The following is a 19,396-nucleotide window of genomic DNA, read 5'->3' on the forward strand; positions in this document are numbered from 1 at the left end:
CGGGCGATGCGGACGCCGATCCGTTTCCCGCGCAGCCATTTCCGCAGTTCAGGGATGTCGTATGCCTTGTCCGCGTGAAGTTTGCGGGGTTTGTAGTGCCAGCCGCGGTGGGGGTCGTGTCTCGATTGGAGACCGGCCACCCTGGGCTTCAGGCCCTGGCTGTCGTGGGTGTTGGCGGCGGAGATGCCGACGACCAGGGGCAGTCCGTTCGCGTCCGACAGGACGTGCATCCTGGAACCCGGTTTACCCCGGTCCACGGGGCTCGGGCCTGTGAGTTCGCCCCCTTTTTGGCCCGTACGTGGGCGGAGTCCAGGACCACCCGGGTCACGTCGAGCAGTCCGCACTCGTCGATACGGTCGAGCACCGCCTCGTGCAGTCGGCCCCAGACACCGGCCCTGGACCAGATGACGAACCGCCGGTGCGCAGTGGACTTCGAGATCCCGAAGCACGGCGGCAGAGCCCGCCACGCACACCCGCTCACCAGCACGTAGACGATCGCGGCGAACAGGGTCTCATCAGGCGTGTCCCGCGTCCCGCCGCCCTGCGGACGCACCCTCGACGGCGGGATCAACGGCTTCGCGATCTCCCACAGCCCGTCCGGAACAATCCAACTCCACGTATCCCGCCCCATGAACAGCTCAACGAGTGATCACCACATAGGACACGGTCTTAGAAGTCATCTCATTTGGTCATTCTGCGGTAGCAGATGAGGGTGCAGGCGATGCTGGTGAAGGCGAGGAAGTGGTCGGCCTTGCGTTCGTAACGGCGGTGGAGTCGTCGGCAGCCGGCGAGCCGGGACATGGTGTGTTCGATGGTCCAGCGGGGCCGGCCGAGCCGCTGCGAGGTCTCGATGCCCTTGCGGGCGATGCGGTGCCGGATACCCCGATGAGACAGCCATTGCCGCAGGTGGCGGTAGTCGTAGCCCTTGTCGGCGTGGAGCTTTCCGGGTCTTCGATCTTGAGCGGTGCATAGCGTCTGGGCCGCCGCCGTGCAGTCACGGTGAGTGACGGGCTTGCCGACCGGGTTCTGTTCTCAAGACCGGACAGCGATCAGTCAGTACTGCGCGGCCCTTGTGAAACTGTGAGGGGCGCGGATCGTCGGCTGGTGGGCAGGGCTCTGAACGCCCGCCGGTATGCCTGGGGCGTCGTGCCGAGGTGTCGGGCGAAGTGGTGGCGGAGGTTGTCGACGGTACCGAAGCCCGTGCGGTGGGCGATCGCGGTTACTGGGTCGTCCGTGGTCTCCAGGTGGTGCTGCGCGAGCAGGACCCTCTGTCCGGTCAGCCATTGCAGCGGCGTGGTCCCGGTCTCCTGCCGGAAGCGTCGGGCGAAGGTCCGCGGGGAGAGGTGGGCACGGTAGGCCATTGCGTCGACGGTCAGGTCCTGGTCGAGGTTGGCTTCCACCCAGGCCAGGACAGGGGCGAGGGACCCGGTCCCCTCCCGGGGGAGGGGGCGTTGGCGGTACTGGTGCTGGCCGCCGTCCCGATGCGGGGGTGTGACCATGCGGCGGGCGATTGCGTTGGCGACGGCGCTGCCGTGCTCCTTGCGGATGAGGTGGAGGCAGGTGTCGACGCCCGCGGCGGTGCCGGCGCCGGTGATGACCGGGTCCTCGTCGACGTAGAGCACGTCCGACTCGACCCGGGCACGCGGGTGGCGGCGGGCGAGTTCGTCGGTGTAGCGCCAGTGCGTGGTACAGCGTCGCTCGTCGAGCAGCCCGGCCTCGCCCAGGAGGAAGGCCCCGGTGCAGATGCTCAGGACCCGGGCGCCACGCTTCACAGCAGCCCGCAGTTCCTCGGTCAGGTGGTCCGGCTGGCGCACATTGAGGTCGTAGGCCGGGACGCAGATGAGGTCCGCCGAGGCCAGCCGCTCCAGGCCGTGCCGGGCCCGCACCTCGAAGCCGTGGCGGGTAGGCACGCTGTCGCCGGTGGCCGAGACAAGAGCGAAGTCGTACGCGGGCAGCGCGTCGTCGCTGCGGTCGATCCCGAAGACCTCGCAGAACACGCCCAGCTCGAACGCGTGGGCACCTTGGAGGGCCAGGACGGCGACGTCGTGAAGCACAGGTTCCCGATGCCTTCTTACGGCGGTGGCAGGAATTTCAGCTTACCTGACGTTTCTGCCACTCTCAGGTGGGAGCACCGGTCTGGAAGGCTCGCAGGCGTTCATCCATCCCGCGAACAGCTAGGCACAGCGCATGACCACGCAGACCCCCGCCACCAACGCTGCCCTCTCGTCACAGGCTGCCCAAGTCCTGCGTGGGCTCGCGCTCGACGAGGAGCTGAAGTGGCGCGTCCCAGCCGACCCGGTCCTCGGCCCTCTGGCCCGCAAAGTTGCGCGGCGGTACGTGGCCGGTGAAACCCTGCCCGACGCGCTGGATCGGGCGCAGCAGGTCTTGGCCGCCGGCCACCGCGTGAACGTGGAGTACATGGGCGAGAGCTGCCGCGACCCGCAGCGAGCCACGGAAGAGACCGACACGTTCCTCTCCGCAGCCCGTCTGCTGCCACCTGGGTGCTCGATCTCCCTCGACCTGTCCCACATCGGCCTCGCCGTCGATGCGGAGCTTGCCCTTGCCAATGCCTCCCGCATCGCCCAGGCCACCGCCGACACCGGGCGGGAGATGGTGATCTCGGCTGAAGGCTCCGACCGGACCGACGAGGTCCTTGCCCTGCACCGCAAGCTGTGCGAGCGGTTCGACCATGTGGGCCTCACCGTCCAGGCACGCCTGTATCGCACCGCAGACGATCTGCTGGAGCTGCTTTCCCGTCCCGGCCGCATCCGTCTGGTCAAGGGCGCCTTCCTCGAACCTGAGGCCATCGCCCACCGGCGCGAGGCCCCGGCCCTGACCGCCGCCTATCTTGCGTATGCGCAACAGTTGGCCGACTCGGGCCATCTGTGCTCCTTCGCTACCCACGACTGGGACCTGATCAACCGCATTGACCAGCACCTCGGAGGGAAGGGCACCGATTCCGATCCTTGGGAGTTCGAGACCCTTCTCGGCCTCGGGTCCGACCGCCTCCAAGCCATGGCCGAGCGCGGCCACCCCACCCGGGAGTACATCGTCTTCGGCACGGAATGGTGGCTCTACGTATGCAACCGCATCGCCGAAGACCCCCAGCGCCTGCTCCAAGCCCTCGTCGACGCGGCCGCATGACCACCACCTGATCCGGGCCCACGTCATGACGCCTGAGCACACTGCCCTGCGAAGCGCCAGTGACCCGACGGTCAGAGCCGATCCGCCGCAATGACAGCCCCGGGCCGCTGCTGCCTCGCCATCGAGCGCGTGACCATTTCTGTTCTCCGGGCAGAGATCAAGCAGGAGTCACGGGCTTGCCCAACGAAGCGACGTTGCTGCTCGACCTCGACGGGGTGTCCGTCATACGGGTCGAGCGGCTTGAGGACGGCACCCGCCGGGTGCATTTGGCCACGGCGGAGGAAGCGGCTCGTGCCTGCCCGGAGTGCGGCGCCTTCGCCTGGAAGGTGAGGGGTACGGCCCGGACCCGTCCTAGGGATCTTCTCTATGGGGAGCGCGGGCTGGTGCTGTTGTGGCACAAGCGTCGCTGGTGGTGCCACGAGCCAAAGTGCCCGAGGAAGTCGTTTACTGAGAGCGTCGCCCAGATACCAGCCGGGGCGCGGATCACCACCCGGCTGCGCCAGGCGGCCGGGCGCCGGGTGCGGGACTGGATCGGGGCCGGTGTCTGGCCGCAGCTGCACGAGGTGCTGCTGGCCGAGCTGCGGGCCGCGGGCCTGCTGGACATGACGGACGCGGCAGTCGACGGCTCTCATGTCCGGGCCCTCAAGGGGGGGCTCACACCGGACCTTCGCCGGCCGACCGCGCGCGTCCGGGCGGCAGGCACCACCTGATCACCGACCGGCACGGCACCCCGCCCGCCGTCTCGCTGACCAGTGGAAACCGTCACGACGTCACTCAGCTGATGCCCCTGCTGGACGCGATACCCCCATCCGCGGGGTCCGCGGGCGGCCGAGGCGCCGGCCGGGCCGGCTGTTCGCCGACCGCGGCTACGACCACGACAAGTACCGCCGCCTCCTCCGGGCCCGCGGCATCACACCGAAGATCGCCCGCAAGGGCACAGCCCATGGCTCCGGCCTGGGCAGGACCAGATGGGTCGTCGAGCGGACCTTCGCCTGACTTCACCAGTTCAAACGCCTGCGCACCCGCTACGAGATACGCGCCGACCTCCACCTCGGACTGCTCCAACTCGCCTGCAGCATCATCTGCTTGAGACGACTCCGAACCTCCTTCTGAAACGATCAGTAAGCACGCCCCGGGCCCCGGGTCACCGTAGGGAGACCTCTTGGACAAAGTCGATCCCGTTCTCTCCCAGCGAGACCGTCAAGAGTTGAGTGCTCTTCTGCCCGAAGGTGACCCGCCGCAGCTGCTGCCCTTCGCGGACTCGGCGGGTGGTGATGTCGCGTTCTGGCCACACGAGGGAGCCCCCGACCCTTGGCGGGCCGCCGTCTTCCGGAGGCAGACACCATACGAGGTGAATCGCCGGGCCGTCTTCGACGGCGGTACGGCGTCGTTCTTCCTGGCAGTCCTGACCGGCGAGGCCGACCCGTTCAGCGAGCGGATCGAGGCGGACGCCCAGCACATATATGCGACATCCCGCGAGTTCCCCGAACCTCCACGGAGCACTTGATCCTGTGGCCAGGGGGTTCTTCCTTCGTCGGGGGCCCGACTGCCCACTGACCTGACTTCGGGATTCCTGAATCTCTCTCGCCCTGTCCGACCGATCTGCGCTCTGGATGAATGCGAGGGGCGATCCACCTCTGTGTAGTGACTAGGGGATGATCTCCTGCGTGACGAAGGAAGCGGATGCGGGCGTTGATGAAGCCCATGCGTGGGACGCGCGGTTGGGCTGGGCGTTCGGGCTGATAGCGGACGATCCCGCCGAACGGGCTGCGGCGCTGGTCCGTCTTGCTGATGCCCAGGGAAACGTGCGGGATGCTCTTGGTCGGTTCAATGCGTTGTGGCGCTTGCCGCTGCCGCTTGGCGAACAGGATCGGTGGCAGGATCCGGCCTTCCTGGAGGCACATGAGATTTACGTCGAAGCCGGGAAGTATTCGCTGCCCGACGCGTTGTGGAACCGCCCACCCGGCGACATCAGGACATGGCAGGGTCTGCCCTATGCCCTCCTCTTCCTGGAATGGGAGGCGAGGTATCCGCAGGAGTGGACCCGGCATGCCAAGAAGTGGGGCACGAAACAGGACCTCATACGGGCCGTGGCGGTCGCTGACCACGGTGAGACGGTCAGGACGAAGCTCACCGACCTGGTCGGGATCGTCGTTCAGCGGACCTACCGCTGCAAGGACCGCGAGTACCTGCGCGTTGCTCGAGCCGTCGACAGTGAGGATCTGCGCGGCAGGCTGGAAACTGCCGCTCGGTCTGACAACCCCTGGGCACGACGGCACGCCGGCTACGTTCTTTGGCTCCTCGATCGCCCCGAGGTGCCCAACACGATCCACGTCTGGCAAAACTGGATTGCGGCCGAAGCCAGAAGGTGAGGTCCATCCGTGCCCTCCTCCGCGAGGCGGTTCGCCAGCTTCAGGATCGTGCCGATCTCTGGAGCATGGGCGAGATCCGCGCAACCGACGTCGTCACTGCTGCCTGTGATGCACTCGTTGCCGACCTCGACAGTCCAGCCCTGCGGATCTCGGCCGCGTGCACACGCGCGGAGGCGGACTACGACGTCCCCGACCTCCTTCCCCCGGCACTCGACGAACTGGGCCTCACCTACCACCCAACGCGTGGCGTTGCCGGACAGGAAGCCGCCGCGCGAGCACTTGCCGCCCGGATGCTGGCCGGTGAACTGACGCCACGCGAACTGGCCTTCAGGTCCATCAGCACTTCGGGCACAAGCTGCCTCTGGCCGAGCGACTTCGCCAACCTGGACGACGACTACGACGTCCTTGAATACGGCGACAGAACACAGGCGCAGGTCGACGCCGACGTCACGGCCGAGGCCTTTCGGCTTGCACGGCATCCTCGTGTTCCAACCGAACCCACGGTTCTTCCCACCTGAAGCAGACCGGTGAACCTGTGGGTTCAGGCTGAAGGACCTTCGGTTTCCTTGAACTCACGGGGATCTTGGGGTGCCGGTAAGAACGCTGTCATCGATCCTGCTGGCTTATTCCGTGCCCGGCGGGTCCGGCGGCTCGTTGGTCAGGACAGCAGCGGCCGTCTTGGCGTTCCGGTCGCGGGTGGGGTGTGGAATGTCGATGCGGCCGAGGCCGTGGCCGAAGGTGCCCGAGCTGACCGCGCAGGTGGCGCGAGCGGTGGCGGCACGGGGCCCGTATCCGTTGGCGATGCGGGTCCGTGACGAACTGGGCGAGTTGTTCGCGGACGCCGAGTTCGCTGAGGCGTTCGGAACCAGAGGAAGGCCGGGCTGGTCACCGGGCCAGCTGGCGCTGGTGACGGTGTTGCAGTTCGCCGAGAACCTCACCGACCGGGCGGCAGCGCATCGGGTGCGGTACGGCATGGACCTGAAGTACGCGCTCGGCCTGGAGCTGGATGATCCCGGGTTCGACGCCTCGGTGCTGTCGGAGTTCCGCACGCGGTTGGTTGAGCACGGGATGGAGGAGAAGGTGCTCGACCTGCTGCTGACCGCGCTCAAGGACCGGGGCCTGGTGAAGGCCGGAGGCAAGCAGCGCACCGACTCCACCCGCGTGCTGGCGGCGGTACGCGACCTGAACAGGCTGGAGCTGGCGGGGGAGACACTGCGGGCCACGCTGGAGGCGCTGGCCTGCGCGGCCCCGGACTGGCTGGCAGGGGCGGTGCCCGTTCGGGAATGGGCCGAACGCTACGGCCCGCGGACTCACTCCTGGCATCCGCCGGCTTCAACGAGCAAGCGGGAGGAGATGGCCCTGGTACACGGCCGGGACGGGTTCGCGCTGCTGGCGGCGGTGCATGCCCCTGATGCTCCGGCCTGGTTGCGCGAACTCCCGGCGGTGCAGGTCCTGCGCACGATGTGGGTGCAGAACTACCACCACACCGTGTCCGAGGCCGGAGCGGAGGTGAAGCGGCGGGAGAGTAAAGACCTCCCGCCCGGCAGACTGCGGTTGGCCTCTCCGTACGACACCGACGCGCGCTATGGCCTCAAGCAGGGTTCCTGGTGGACCGGCTACAAGATGCACATCAGTGAGTCCTGCGACGATGCCGATGATCGGGACCCGGCAGCCGACGGCCAGGCGCTGATCCCCGGCGCCGACGGACCGCCGCCGCGCTTGATCACCGGCATCGCGACCACCGACGCCACAGTGACCGACGCGGAAATGACCGAACCGGTCCATCACATGCTCGCCGCCCGCGATCTCCTGCCCGCCGAGCACTTCCTCGACTCCGGTTACGCCTCCGCCGAGTTGATCGTAGGCATCAAGAAGAACTTCGGGGTCGCCCTGGTAACCCCGGTCCTGATGAACAGCTCGCCCCAGGCGCGTGCCGGCGCCGGGTTCGACCGCACCGCGTTCACCATCGACTGGGACAAGCGGCAGGCCACCTGCCCACGCGGGGACACCAGCACCTGGTGGAGCCCCGCCACCCTGCGCGGCACCAAGGCCATCGTCATCAAGTTCAACAAGGAGACATGCCATCCCTGCCCGGTGCGCGACCAGTGCACCAGCTCGAAGACCGGCGGTCGAACCCTCTCCCTGCAACCCCGCGAGGTTCAAGAAGTCCTCGACCATGCCCGCCTCCAGCAGGGCGACGAGCAGTGGCGAGCCAAGTACGGAACCCGCGGGCATCGAGGGAACCATCCACCAGGCCGTCGCGGTCACCGGGATGAGACGTGCCCGCTACCTCGGTCTCCAGAAGACCCACCTGGAACACGTCTTCTCCGCCGTCGCACTCAACCTCGTACGCCTCGATGCCTGGTGGAACGGCCACCCACTCGACCGCACCCGCGTCAGCCACCTTGCCCGCCTCGACCTCTCCCTCGCCGCGTGACCGAATAAGCCAGCAGGATCGATGACAGCGTTCTTACCGGCACCCCATATTCGCAAAGTGGCGGGGCCTGGGCACTGGTCGTCACTGGGGCAGTTGTCGCCGCCGATCCCAGGCTGGGCGCCGCCGGGGTTCTTCGTTTCGTGGACCGAGTACCAGCGTCCGAACAGCAGCAGAGCCGCGAGCACGGCCGCGATCAGCGCGGGGGTTCGGACCCGGCTCCGGGAGGCGGTCGACCGTGTCGGCTTCCGCGTCCAGCGGATCCGAGGCGTGGGCATCCACGAGCTCACCCGGTTCACGGGCACCAGCCCCGCAGGACGCGCTACCTGACAGTACGGGCCCGCGCTCTGCCCCGGCACCCGCACATCATCTGGCGCCGGATCGGCATCCGTACCGTCCTCACCGCCCCGTGACCGGACCAGGTACTGAGCTTGACAGCAAGGGCTGATATCCGCGCCACGGGAAGATGTGTGCAAGGAGCTCGTCGTCGACCGCCCGCCCTCGGTGCGCATCCGCGCGATGGCCAGCCCCTGGTACTCCGTCGTCCAAGTCACCACCGAGCTGGTCAGCAGTGTCAGGTACTCATCCCCGATGCCTTGTGCGGCTGCTGGATCCTGACCCCGGCCGAGCGCGATGCCGCGGAGAAGTGGTACCCAAGCCCAGGCATCCCGGCCTTCCGCCCCCGAGGGCCGAGCAGGCGCAGGGCACGCGGTCCTGGCGGCCGTCGGAGGGCAGCAGGGTGGTCCCGGGTGCCGCGCAGTATTCGCATGGGCCAGGCGCCACGCGGGTGCTGCACGGGTAGCAGGCCGGTGCAGCACGGTCAGTTGCTGCACGCTGCTCAAGCCCTGCTCCAACCAGCCCACGCCCGCTGCTCCAGGGGCAGGAGGCAGGACCACGAGCCCGTCCCGGCGGCTGCGTAACCTCGTAGATCTGCAATGTTCCGGGTAAAATCCATGCACGGCTGCTGCATGCAGCGCTGGACCGCTGCCCACGATCTGAAACCGTCAGCCGAGCTCCGCCTGCGCCCGACGTGATCATGTTCGAAGCCTGTCGTGGGCACTCTCATGGGTGGAGAGCGCCGACCGGCGCGCAAGACGCGCGGGCGGTACCTGGCTCCGCCGTGAAGGGAGGCCCTTCCCATGGTGGCGAGCAACAGTTTCCTGGCCGACCTGGTGGCACGCTCGCAGCTGATCTCAGGCCGAGACCTTGCCGGCCTGGTCTTCGACGCCGGCCGGGCAATGGGCCTGACGGCCACCGGTGTGTACGTCACCGACCTGCAGCAGACGCGGCTCATCGCCCTGCCCCAGCCCGTATCCGCCGGGGAGCCCGCCCTGGACATCGACTCGTCCATGGCCGGGCTGGCCTACCGGATGGAGCGCACGCACCTGACGCAGGACGGCATGACCGCGTGGATCCCCATGGTCGACGGCGTCGAGCGCCTGGGCGTGCTCAAAGCCCGCGGCCCCGACTTGTCCCTCGCCGACTGCGAGGCACTGGCCGGAGTGACCGCGTTGCTGCTCGTGTCCAAGTCGTCCTACAGCGACCTGCTCATGGAAACCGAGCGCCGAGAGCCGATGACCGTCCAGGCCGAACTGCTATGGGCGTTCCTCCCGCCGCGCACCATCGGCACCGCCCAGGCCACCTCGACCGCCGTGCTGGAGCCGGCCTACAACGCCGGCGGCGACGCGTTCGACCACAGCTTCACCGACGGCGGTCTGCATCTGGCGCTCCTGGACGCCATGGGCCACGACCTGGCCTCCGGCGGAGCGAGCGCAGCCGGGCTCGCGGCCTGCCGCGCCACCCGCCACTCCGGCGGCCGACTCACCGACATCGTCACCGAGATCGACCGGATCCTGGACGAATGGTTCACCGACCGGCTCATGACCGCGATCATCGCCGACCTCGACCTCACTGACGGAACCCTCACCTGGGTCAACTGCGCACACCCGCCGCCCCTGCTCGTACGCGGCGGACAGGTCCTGCACATCCTCCAACGCGAACCCGACCTGCCACTGGGCTGGAACTTCCACAGTCACACTCCACCTACCACACACCGCGCCCGGCTCCAGCCCGGCGACCGCATCCTGCTCTACAGCGACGGCGTCACCGAGGCCCGCTCGCCCGAAGGCGACCTCTTCGGCGAACAGCGCCTCGCCGACACCGTCATCCGCGCCATGGCCACCGGCGAACCCGCCCCCGAAGCCCTGCGCCGACTCCTACAGCAACTCAAGCGCCACCAGGAGCACAAGATGTCCGACGACGCCACCATCGTGATGGCCGAGTGGCACCCCACCCCGTAGGAAAGGGCCCCGGTCGCACCAGTGCCGCTCCACAGGACAGCCGCCCCTGCTTCCCGCAGCGGGGAACGGTGTGCGCACGCGCGGTAGGTCGTCGGTTTGTTCTGGAGATTCAGAACAAACCGGTCCGCCCAGTGCTGCCGCCCACCTGCTCCCCACGCCCCCGACCTGCGGCTTTCCCCTGGAGGGGAACCGTGCATCGCTCCGGGCACGAGAACGGTGCCGCACCCGAGGGGGCGGCACCGGGTTGCCGAGGCCGGCGGTGGTCGGTGGACTGGCTTGAGGCGGGGCGACTGGTGAGGGGTGGGACGTTGCCCTTCGCCTTCGCTTCGGCCTTGCCGGCCTTCTCGTCCAGGTGCAGCTGGAGGCAGGTGCAGTTGGAAGCGCCGCTCGTACTCGTCTTCGAAGTCGCCGACGTCCAGTCGCATGTCGCGGGGCAGGGTCTTCACTGCCCGCGGCTGCTCGCGGGGGTCGTTGAACGCGGCGATCATCGGGTGGAGCTGGAAGCGGCCGCGATGGACCACGGTGACGAGCCGGGCAGCGACCAGGTGCGGCATGGCCCGGCTGATCACGCCGCGTTCCATGGCGAGGCCGGTGGCGAGTTCATCCTGCGTGGCGACGACCGGGCCGCCGGGCTCCTGCTCGGTCATCATGTGCAGAAGCGGGGTGTGGGCGGTGGGAGGAAGCCGCGGCACGTACGCGAGGCAGTTGAAGCTGCCCCGCAGCACGTTGCGGTGCGGAACCCGTTCCTCGGCAGCGGACGTCATGACGTGGCCTTCCCCTCCCGTCCGACTCCCTGCGCACTTCCAGTTTCGCGCCGGGATCGGCCATCGCCCGGAAGGCTTCGAGCGTGTCCAGGTCCTCCGGAATCTCGCGCAACAGGTCCAGCTGCAGATCTGGCGTTCCGGTGCGGGAACGTCGTGTGTTCGCGCCGGCACGATGTTCTTGCGGAGCTCGACGGCGACCCCTGCATCGTCCGGCACTCCGCCGCCGGCCAGCACGGCCGCCCGGGTGCGGACAACGTTCAGGATCTGCCCGGCCGCGCCGTCCTGCAGCCGCGAGGGCAGGCGGTGAACTCCAGCACCACCTGTACATTCCCGAGGCCGGGCTCGTCCTCGACGAGCTCGCACAGCTCAGCGACCCCCTTCGGGCTGACGGCCGTCACCTCCACCCCCGCCATCGGGCCGCCCCGTCGCCGTCCACCGCCTCCCACCCCGCGTCCGCCGGGGGCGGATCGTCGTAGTCGTCGTGGCGGGCGGCCATGAAGGAGGCCCCGTCGTAGGTGATGTGGCCGGGCGAGCCGCCCTTGAGCGTCTTGTCGGCGACGAGGATCAGCCCGGTGCCGGTGATGGCGGCGACCAACCGCCCGCCAGGGCGCAGTGTCTCCAGCCACGCGGTCGGCACGGGACGGACCGGCATGGTGGCGACGAGCTGCGGCAGGGGCGCGGACGACGTCGGAATGCCGGGGCCGCGACGGCTCCCGGGTCGGCGTGGTCGGCGTGCAGGGGCCCGATGCGGGTCACCACGGTGTCGTTGGCGTACGCGTCGGCCGGCCACGCGCCGGTGTCCGCGGCATCGTCGTGGGCCGCCCGGCTGTCGGCGGTCCGCTCCCACCAGCGCGGCAGGAAGCGGTGCCGGGGCGGGCCCGGTCATGCGGAGGCGCGCCTCACCACCTGATGCGCGAGGACGATCTCGCGGGCCGGTCCGGTGTCCCCGTCGAGGCGGTCGATCAGCAGCCGGGCCGCGTTGCGGCCGATCTCCCGCGCCGGATTGAGCACCGTCGTCAGAGCCGGGGCCACCATCGACGCCGCGTCGATGTCGTCGTACCCGGCGACGGCCAGTCGGCCCGGCACGTCCAGGCCGCGCGCCCGTGCCACGTCAAGAGCCCCGATCGCGATGAGGTCGTTGGCGCACACCACGGCGTCCGGCGGCTCGGCGGCATCGAGCAGGTGGGCCGCGCCGACGCGCCCACCCTCCCGGGTGAAGCCGGTCCACACGGTCAGCTCCTCGGGCACGGCGCGGCCCGCCTCGCCGAGGGCCTGGCGGTAGCCCTCGTACCGTTCGCCGCCCGGCTCGACGCCCTGCTCGCCGCCGATGAATCCGATCCTCCGGTAGCCGCGCTCGACGGCCAGGTACCGGACCAGGTCACGCATGCCCTCGGTCTCGGCGCCCCGCACCACGTCGCCGGGGCCGTCGGCGATCCGGGTGCCGAGCCTGACGAGCCGCGCGCCGGAACCGGCGATCAGGTCGAGGTCCGCGCGCTGCGCGCCGAACCGCCCGAGCACGATGCCGTCCAGTCGACGGGCCACCAACTGTTTGAGTACAGAAGGGAGTTGGGGGCCATCCGCCATGGGCGCCTCGCAGACCACGGTGAGCAGGTCGCGCGCGTACGCGATGGCCTGGATGCCCGCCGCCAACTCGGTGTTGAACGGGTTGGTGATGTCCGGCACCACGAGCCCGATGGTGTCGGTGCGCTGGGTGCGCAACCCGCGCGCCGATGGATCCGCCTGGTAGCCCAAGCGCCGCACCGCGTCCTCGACCCGGGCGCGGGTGGCCGCCGAGACGGGACGTCGCCCGCTGATCACGTGCGACACCGTCGTGACGCTGACTCCGGCGTCGGCCGCCACGTCCACGATCTTGACGCGGCCCGAGCCGTGCACATCCGCCTCCCGAAGGTTTGTGGCGCACCGGCGGCGCCGTGTTCGGCTTCACTCTACCCAGAACGCAAAACGTTTTGTAGTGTGATCGCCTTCGAGGTGCTATGCATATGATTCTGCCTCCCTCTTCGGATACAAAACGATTTGGATACATGATGGTCACAGCTCCCGTTCCAGGGGCACTGCGCGATGCACAGTGGGCGCCATGAACCGTGCCCTGGGCTCCGCGCGCTCCCTCAGCCGCAGAAGGCTGCTCGGCACCGCCCTCGCCGCCGCGTCCGGCGGGATCCTCGCCGGGTGCTCCTCGTCAGGTGTCTCCGGCGCCTCCGGTCCCTCCCGAGAAACGGTGCGATTCCTCGGGCCCGAGACCCCCGCGACGTTCGCGCCGGTGATCCACGGTTTCGAAAAGGCCCACCCCGGGGTGCGCGTGGCGTACACCGCCGTACCGCCCGCCCAGCTCAACGACGTCCTCCAGCTGCGCCTGTCCGCCGAGGACTCGGCCATCGACGTCTACTGCGTCGACCAGCCGCGCATTCCCGCACTGAGCGCCCGCGGCTTCCTCACCGACCTCACCCCGGTGAGCGAACGGGCCCGCGCGGCCGTCACCGAGGAGCAGTACGAGATCAGCTCCTGGAACGGCACCCTGCGTTCGTTGCCGGTATGGACGTCCACCCAGTACCTCTTCTACAACGCGGACCTGCTGAAGAAGGCGGGCGTGGACGTCCCTTCCGCCGGCCCCGCCGAGCGCTGGACCTGGGAGAAGACCCTGGACGCGGGGCGCCGCGCGATGAAGCGGGCGGGTTGCGACTACGCCCTGGTCCTGGAGCAGACGGACGCCTACTACGGCCTGCAACCGCTGGTCGAATCCCTCGGTGGCGGATCCGGCATCACCGGCAGGGACATGCTCACCCCCGCCGTCACCACGGACGGCTGGCAGCGCGCCATGCGCTGGTACGGCAAGCTCTTCGCCGACGGCCTCTCCCCGCGCGGCATCACGTCCTTCCAGCTGTCCTCCCTGTTCACCGCCGGCAGGGTGCCGTTCTTCGTCGGCGGCCCCTGGAACCTGGGCTCGTTCGCCACGCTCAAGAACCTCACCTGGGGGACGGCCCCACAGCCGTACTTCGAGGGCGGTCGCCCCGTCACCCCGACCGACTCCTGGTCATGGGGCATCAACCCGTACAGCAGCCGGCAGAACCTGGGCCTGCGCTTCATGGAATACGCGACACTGACCACCGCCGGAAGCCTCGCCACGGTCGCCGCCTCGCCGCTCATCCCCTCCCACCGCACCGCTTTCGAGCAGTACGCGGCCGGCCTGGAGAAGAAGGCCACGCGCTCCACCGAGGGCGTCGCCGCGATCATGCGATACGAGCTGGAGCACACGGCCGTCAGCCGACCGCGCTCCATCGGCTACACCCAGTTCGAGACCGTACTGGCATCGGCCTTCTCCGACATCCGCAACGGTTCACCGGTCGAGGCCCGCCTCACCAAGGCCTCGGACGAGCTCGTACGCACCTGGGAGCGACTGCGATGACCACCACCGCCAAGGCCGGCGAGGATTCGGCCGCCCCGGCCGCCGAGATCCGGATCCCGGCCCACCGCCGACGGCCCCGCTCCCAGGCCCGCACCGCGCTCGCCTTCCTGGCCCCCGCACTGCTCGCACTCCTCGTGCTGCGCCTGCTGCCCGCAGGGCTGGCGGTCGTCGACAGCCTGCGCCACCACAGTCTCGTCGACGGCGTCACCCGCTTCGTCGGCCTCGACAACTACGGCGACCTGTTCGGCGATCCGCAGTTCTGGCAGAGCGTGCGCGTCACGCTGTTGTTCAGCCTGATCGTCAACCCGCTCCAAGTGCTGTGCGCGCTCGGCCTCGCCGTCCTGCTCAACCGGCGTTTCGCAGGCGCACGCCTGTGGCGTTCCCTCGTCTTCGCGCCGATCGCGGTGCCGCCCGCGGTCTCCGCCGTGATCTGGGGCATCCTCTACCGGCCCGAAGGCCCGCTCAACGCGGCCCTCGGCGCTCTCGGCCTCCCGTCCCAACCGTTCCTGACCAGCCCCTCCCAAGCGCTCTACGCACTGATCGTGCTGATGTCGTGGGTCGGTGTCGGGTACTGGATGACGTTTCTCATCGCCGGCCTGCAGGACATCCCGCAGGAGTGCTACGACGCCGCCGCCATGGACGGCGCGAACGCCTGGCAGCGCTTCGTCCACGTCACACTGCCCCTGTTGCGCCGACCGCTCGCCTTCGTGCTCGTCGCCGACACCGTCTCCAACTTCCTGGTGTTCGCGCCGGTCCAGCTGCTCACCGGTGGCGGCCCCGAAGGCTCCACCAACCTGCTCATGTACGACGTCTTCCGCCGCGCCTACAGCGTCGGCGACATCCACTACGCCCAGGCCGAGGTGGTGTTGCTCGTCGCGCTCACCCTCGCCGTCGTCGCCGTGCAGTACCGGCTGATGCAGGGCAAGGGCGAGGAGTAGCCATGACGACCCTCCACCACTCCGCCCCGGGTACGCCGAGGCGGCTCTCGCCGGCCCGGCACATGCCGATGATCGCCGCCGTGGTGATCGGTGTGCTCTTCGCGCTGCCGCTGCTGTGGGTGCTCGCGGGCTCCCTGCGCCCCGGCTCCCAGGTCCTCGCGAGCCTCGACGACCTGTCCTGGCGCAGCCTGATCCCCACCCACGCCACGCTCGACAACTACGTCACCCTCTTCCAGGGCGACTTCGGCCGGGCCGTCCTCAACTCCGTGCTGGTTGCCGCCGTCACCGTCGCGCTGGGCCTGCTGGTCTCGGCCAGCGCCGCGTTCGGACTGTCCGTCTTCGCGTTCCGGGGCAGAGGCCTGGTCTTCGCGGTGATCCTGCTCAGCTTCATGATCCCGTTCGACGCGATCGCGATCCCCCTGTCCTCGCTCTTCCGCTCCTGGGACCTGCAGAACACGTACGCGGGTCTCATCCTGCCCGGCATGGGCAACGGCCTGGCCATCTTCCTGCTGCGCCAGTTCTTCCTCGCCGTGCCGAAGGAACTCGTCGAAGCCGCCCGCATCGACGGCCTCAGCTGGTGGGGCGTCTTCACCCGCGTCCACCTGCCGCTGTCACGGCCCGCGCTCGTCGGCGCCGGGCTCACCCTGTTCACCTTCCAGTGGCAGTCGTACATGTGGCCCCTGCTCATCGGCACCGAACCCGCCAAGCAACTCGGCCCCATCGCGCTCGGCACCCTGCAGGGGCAGATGGTCGTCGACTACGGACAGGTCTTCGCGGCCGCCGTCGTCCTCACTCTCATCCCGCTCGTCGTACTGCTGCGGCTGCAGCGCCACTTCACCCAGTCCATCGCGAGCAGCGGCCTCAAGTAGCCACCACCCACCGACCCCCGCCGTCCGTCCTGCCGCAGGGCGCCGGCCCACGGGTTCCGCACACGTACAAGGACACGCATGACTCTCCACCACCTCCTCCTGGACACTGACATCGGCAGCGACGTCGACGACGCCCTCGCGCTCGGCGTCCTGCTCGGCTCGCCCGAGCAGGTCCGTGTCGAGGCCGTCACCACCGTCTACGGCGACACCCTGCTGCGCGCCCGCCTCGCCCACCGCCTCGCCGCCCTCGCCGGGCACGACCTGACCGTGGTACCCGGAGCGGAGGAGACCCTGTCCGGAAAGGAGGTCTGGTGGGCCGGTCACGAGGGCCGGGCCTTCACCGGCCTGGAGTCCGAGCCCGTACGCGACGACGTCCCCGCTCACCGCTTCCTCGTCGACGCCGTCCTCGCCCGCCCCGGCGAACTCGACATCATGGGCATCGCCCCGCAGGCCAACCTCGCCCACGCCATCGCCCACGAACCGGGCTTCGCCCCGGCGGTACGCACCCTCTATCTCATGGGCGGCCATTTCGCGCCTGACGCCGGGCCCGAGCACAACATCGTCAGTGACATCACGGCCGCCCGCACCGTCTTCGCCTCCGGCATCCCGACCGTGATCACCGGCCTGGAGATCACCCGCAGGGTCCGTATCGGCCGCGACGGCATCGAACGCATCCGTGCCGCCGGCCCCTACGGTGCTGCCCTCGCCCGCGAGATCGACGCCTGGACCGGGTTCACAGGCGAGGGCTGGAGCGTCCCGCACGACCCGATCACCGCCCTGTCGATGCTCTGCCCAGAGCTGTACGAGACCGAGAACGGCACGGTCACGGTCGACGACGAAGGACGTACGGTCTTCCACCGTGACCCCGAGGGCCCGGTCCGCCTTGTCGTCGACGCCGACCTGGGCGCGGTCGCCGAGGAGATCGTGACCCGTATCGAGAGGGCCGGAAGCACGCCCTAGTCGTGTTGTCCGGACAGGTTGGTGACGCGGCCGGCTGGGGTCTGACCGCCGATTCCGGTGTGTGTGGTCGGTGGTAGTTGTACCAGTCCAGCCAGTCGGAGAACGCTGCTTGCCGTTCGGTGCCGGAGGTGTAAGGCCGTTGGTAGGCCCATTCATCGAGCAGGGTGCGGGTGGAATCGTTCGACCTTGCCGTTGGTCTGGGGACGCCAGGGGCGGGTCCAGCGCGAGCCGATGCCCAGGTCACGGCAGGTCTGGCGCCAGGTGTTCTCGGTGCAGGCCCAGGCGTTGTCGGTCAGGACGCGTTCGACGGTGATGCCTCGTGCGGCGGACCGTGCTGTGGCGCGGATCAGGAAGGATGCGCAGGTCGGGGCGGTCTCGTCGGGCAGGTGGGCATGTCCGACGCCGTTGCGGCGGTCCTTGTCCGGGTTGCCGGATGCCCGGCCCAGGGCTTTGTGGCCGCCGTCGTCGTCGGGGATGCGACCGAGCTTCTTGACGTCGATGTGGACCAGTTCGCCGGGCCGGGCGCGTTCGTAGCGGCGAACGGGCTCGCCGGTGGCCCGGTCCAGTACGGCGAGGACGGGCAGGCCGTGACGGTGCAGGATTCGGTGAGCGGTGGAAGCGGCGACGCCGGTACGGGCTGCCGGCCGCAGCGGGCCGATACGGTGTTCGCGCCGCAGGCGGATGACCTGTTCCTCGACGGCGGCGGGTGTGCGCAGGGGCTGGTGGTGCGGGCGGCTGGACCGGTCCTCCATTCCTGCCGGGCCGTGTGACCGGTAGCGGCCGGCCCCCCGGGCCGCGGTGGTGTGGCTGACCTGGAAACGTTCCGCGGCCCGCCGCAGTGGCCGGCCCCCTTCCACGACGCACCGGGCCGGATGTAGCCGGCCCGTCGGAGTCAGCGGGGCATTACGGTGGGAGACGAAGGCCCCCTGGCAGTCGGCGGTAGATGTCGCAATCCACACCGAACCCAGGAGGCCCTCACCCGTTCAAGCACCCAGCACGCGTGTCACCAACCTCCCGGGACAACACACCTGGAGCGGCACGGTTGCCGTCCCGGGACAGCAGGGCGCCCTGTCGGGGGTGTTCATCGGCAGTTCCTTGCACAGGGCCAGAGTTCCGGGCGGGCCGGGGGTGCACTGGCCGCGCGGGTGGTGGGGCGTTCTCGTCGGGGTGAGGTCCGGCGGCAGCGGCGGGCGGGCTTCAGCGGTCGTGCCGTGCGGCAACTGCGTCGTAGGTGGCCGTCAGGGAAAGGTTGACCGCTTCGGGACTTCGCTGGGCAACCCGGATGAACAGGATGTCAACCAAGGCGAGTTGGGCCATCCTGCTGGCCATGGCCCCGGGGCGGAACCGTGTCTCGTGGGACACGGTGGTCAGCACAGAGCTTGCGTGCCACGCCAGAGGAGTGTCCTGGAAGTTCGTGATCGCGACGGTGTACGCGCCGGCTTTTGCTGCGGTCCTCAGCGCGGCGATCGTCTCGCTGGTACGGCCGGAGTGGGAGAAGGCGATGGCGACACTGGCCGGGGGCAGCACGGCTGCGCTGGTGATGGCGAGGTGCGGGTCGATCCAGCAGTTGGTCAGGCGGCCGATCCTGCGCAGTTTCTGCTGCAGATCCTGGCCGGCCAGGCTGCTCGATCCCGATCCGTAGATGTCGACGACGGGTGACTGGACGATCGCTTCCACGACGCGGTCCAACTCCACGACGTCCAGTGCCTCGGCGGTACCTTCGATGGCGCGAGCTTCGTGGTACGCCAGTTTGCGTGCCACGGCGAGGGCGTCGTCCTCAGGGTTGATCTCGGCATCCTCGATACCGAAGCTGAGTCGTCTGCGTTGCTCGTCGGCGGCCGCGCGGGCGAGCGCGATGCGGAAGGCCGGGTAGCCCGATAGGTCCAGTGCTCGGTAGAGCCGGGTGACACTGGCTGCTGAAGTGCCGCACTGTTCGGCGAGCGCGGTGATGGTCATCTCCGACGCTTCCGCAGGTGTGGCGAGGGCGAGTTCGGCGATGCGGCGTTCGGCCGGTCGCAGGCCGGGGAGTGCCTGACGCAGTTTCTCCAGGACATCGGCAGTCATGGTGACTCCTCTGGTGTCTGATCGGCACAGGCGCGTCGGCGCTGCCGACTCCCCGGCGGGGTGGCCGTCACGGCGCACTCCTGTGCCTGAGGCCCACACTCTCCCATGCTCTGGCCTGGGAAAAGAGCAT

The 19,396-nt window shown here is 69.2% G+C and carries 13 protein-coding genes and 6 pseudogenes; 12 read left to right on the plus strand and 7 right to left on the minus strand.

The window, feature by feature from the left end:
* The 3 genes and pseudogenes from ACWCXX_RS31790 to ACWCXX_RS31800 all read right to left on the minus strand — a co-directional run.
* Positions 1-631, minus strand: a pseudogene (locus ACWCXX_RS31790) (IS5 family transposase); the annotation flags it as partial.
* 50 nt (positions 632-681) lie between these two features.
* Positions 682-984 (minus strand): annotated as a pseudogene (locus tag ACWCXX_RS31795) (transposase); the annotation flags it as partial.
* Between the two features lie 65 nt (positions 985-1,049).
* Complete coding sequence (locus ACWCXX_RS31800) at positions 1,050-2,054, minus strand: GlxA family transcriptional regulator (RefSeq protein WP_451133308.1); 1,005 nt, start codon at positions 2,052-2,054, stop codon at positions 1,050-1,052.
* A 133-nt stretch (positions 2,055-2,187) separates the two neighbouring features.
* Here ACWCXX_RS31800 and ACWCXX_RS31805 point away from each other — a divergent pair, with 133 nt between their 5' ends.
* From ACWCXX_RS31805 to ACWCXX_RS31840, 8 genes and pseudogenes are all read left to right on the plus strand, one after another.
* Positions 2,188-3,144, plus strand: a complete 957-nt coding sequence (locus ACWCXX_RS31805) for a proline dehydrogenase family protein (RefSeq protein WP_451133310.1) — start codon at positions 2,188-2,190, stop codon at positions 3,142-3,144.
* A 260-nt stretch (positions 3,145-3,404) separates the two neighbouring features.
* Positions 3,405-3,554 (plus strand): annotated as a pseudogene (locus ACWCXX_RS31810) (transposase family protein); the annotation flags it as partial.
* A 102-nt stretch (positions 3,555-3,656) separates the two neighbouring features.
* Positions 3,657-4,257 (plus strand): annotated as a pseudogene (locus tag ACWCXX_RS31815) (IS5 family transposase); the annotation flags it as partial.
* 238 nt (positions 4,258-4,495) lie between these two features.
* The gene (locus tag ACWCXX_RS31820) at positions 4,496-4,651 is read left to right on the plus strand and encodes a hypothetical protein (RefSeq protein ID WP_451133312.1); all 156 of its coding nucleotides are present in this window, start codon (positions 4,496-4,498) and stop codon (positions 4,649-4,651) included.
* A 160-nt stretch (positions 4,652-4,811) separates the two neighbouring features.
* Positions 4,812-5,516, plus strand: coding sequence for a hypothetical protein (locus ACWCXX_RS31825; RefSeq protein ID WP_451133314.1), 705 nt, complete (start codon positions 4,812-4,814; stop codon positions 5,514-5,516).
* A gap of 65 nt (positions 5,517-5,581) precedes the next feature.
* Positions 5,582-6,034, plus strand: a complete 453-nt coding sequence (locus ACWCXX_RS31830) for a hypothetical protein (RefSeq protein WP_451133316.1) — start codon at positions 5,582-5,584, stop codon at positions 6,032-6,034.
* Positions 6,035-6,317: 283 nt separating this feature from the next.
* A pseudogene (locus ACWCXX_RS31835) lies at positions 6,318-7,953 on the plus strand (IS1182 family transposase).
* 1,136 nt (positions 7,954-9,089) lie between these two features.
* A complete protein-coding gene (locus ACWCXX_RS31840; protein WP_451133318.1) occupies positions 9,090-10,250 on the plus strand; it encodes a PP2C family protein-serine/threonine phosphatase in 1,161 nt (386 codons plus the stop codon).
* Positions 10,251-11,408: 1,158 nt separating this feature from the next.
* Here ACWCXX_RS31840 and ACWCXX_RS31845 read toward each other — a convergent pair.
* Together ACWCXX_RS31845 and ACWCXX_RS31850 are read right to left on the minus strand one after the other, a co-directional pair.
* A complete protein-coding gene (locus ACWCXX_RS31845) occupies positions 11,409-11,666 on the minus strand; it encodes a hypothetical protein (protein WP_451133319.1) in 258 nt (85 codons plus the stop codon).
* 230 nt (positions 11,667-11,896) lie between these two features.
* Entirely contained in the window at positions 11,897-12,907 is a 1,011-nt protein-coding gene (locus ACWCXX_RS31850) for a LacI family DNA-binding transcriptional regulator (protein WP_451133321.1), read from the minus strand.
* A gap of 202 nt (positions 12,908-13,109) precedes the next feature.
* On the opposite strand from ACWCXX_RS31850, the gene ACWCXX_RS31855 reads away from it, so the two are divergent.
* The 4 genes from ACWCXX_RS31855 to ACWCXX_RS31870 all read left to right on the plus strand — a co-directional run bounded on the left by ACWCXX_RS31855 (position 13,110) and on the right by ACWCXX_RS31870 (position 17,202).
* On the plus strand, positions 13,110-14,435 hold the full coding sequence (locus tag ACWCXX_RS31855) for an ABC transporter substrate-binding protein (protein ID WP_451133323.1): 1,326 nt from the start codon (positions 13,110-13,112) through the stop codon (positions 14,433-14,435).
* On the plus strand, positions 14,432-15,373 hold the full coding sequence (locus ACWCXX_RS31860) for a carbohydrate ABC transporter permease (RefSeq protein ID WP_451133325.1): 942 nt from the start codon (positions 14,432-14,434) through the stop codon (positions 15,371-15,373). The genes ACWCXX_RS31855 and ACWCXX_RS31860 overlap by 4 nt, the downstream gene beginning before the upstream one ends.
* A 2-nt stretch (positions 15,374-15,375) precedes the next feature.
* A complete protein-coding gene (locus ACWCXX_RS31865) occupies positions 15,376-16,242 on the plus strand; it encodes a carbohydrate ABC transporter permease (protein ID WP_451133327.1) in 867 nt (288 codons plus the stop codon).
* 78 nt (positions 16,243-16,320) lie between these two features.
* A complete protein-coding gene (locus tag ACWCXX_RS31870; protein WP_451133329.1) occupies positions 16,321-17,202 on the plus strand; it encodes a nucleoside hydrolase in 882 nt (293 codons plus the stop codon).
* Here ACWCXX_RS31870 and ACWCXX_RS31875 read toward each other — a convergent pair.
* A pseudogene (locus ACWCXX_RS31875) lies at positions 17,199-18,155 on the minus strand (IS481 family transposase). The gene ACWCXX_RS31870 and the pseudogene ACWCXX_RS31875 overlap by 4 nt on opposite strands.
* A 244-nt stretch (positions 18,156-18,399) precedes the next feature.
* Entirely contained in the window at positions 18,400-19,266 is an 867-nt protein-coding gene (locus ACWCXX_RS31880) for a MurR/RpiR family transcriptional regulator (protein ID WP_451133331.1), read from the minus strand.
* Between the last annotated feature and the right edge of the window lie 130 nt (positions 19,267-19,396).

It is taken from the genome of Streptomyces sp. NPDC001732 (assembly GCF_053596315.1).

Coding starts and splice junctions, on each gene's coding strand:
- ACWCXX_RS31870 (WP_451133329.1), top strand. CDS start 16,321: ATGACTCTCCACCACCTCCTCCTGGACACTGACATCGGCAGCGACGTC.
- ACWCXX_RS31865 (WP_451133327.1), top strand. CDS start 15,376: ATGACGACCCTCCACCACTCCGCCCCGGGTACGCCGAGGCGGCTCTCG.
- ACWCXX_RS31880 (WP_451133331.1), bottom strand. CDS start 19,266: ATGACTGCCGATGTCCTGGAGAAACTGCGTCAGGCACTCCCCGGCCTG.
- ACWCXX_RS31860 (WP_451133325.1), top strand. CDS start 14,432: ATGACCACCACCGCCAAGGCCGGCGAGGATTCGGCCGCCCCGGCCGCC.
- ACWCXX_RS31855 (WP_451133323.1), top strand. CDS start 13,110: ATGAACCGTGCCCTGGGCTCCGCGCGCTCCCTCAGCCGCAGAAGGCTG.
- ACWCXX_RS31845 (WP_451133319.1), bottom strand. CDS start 11,666: ATGCCGGTCCGTCCCGTGCCGACCGCGTGGCTGGAGACACTGCGCCCT.
- ACWCXX_RS31805 (WP_451133310.1), top strand. CDS start 2,188: ATGACCACGCAGACCCCCGCCACCAACGCTGCCCTCTCGTCACAGGCT.
- ACWCXX_RS31830 (WP_451133316.1), top strand. CDS start 5,582: ATGGGCGAGATCCGCGCAACCGACGTCGTCACTGCTGCCTGTGATGCA.
- ACWCXX_RS31840 (WP_451133318.1), top strand. CDS start 9,090: ATGGTGGCGAGCAACAGTTTCCTGGCCGACCTGGTGGCACGCTCGCAG.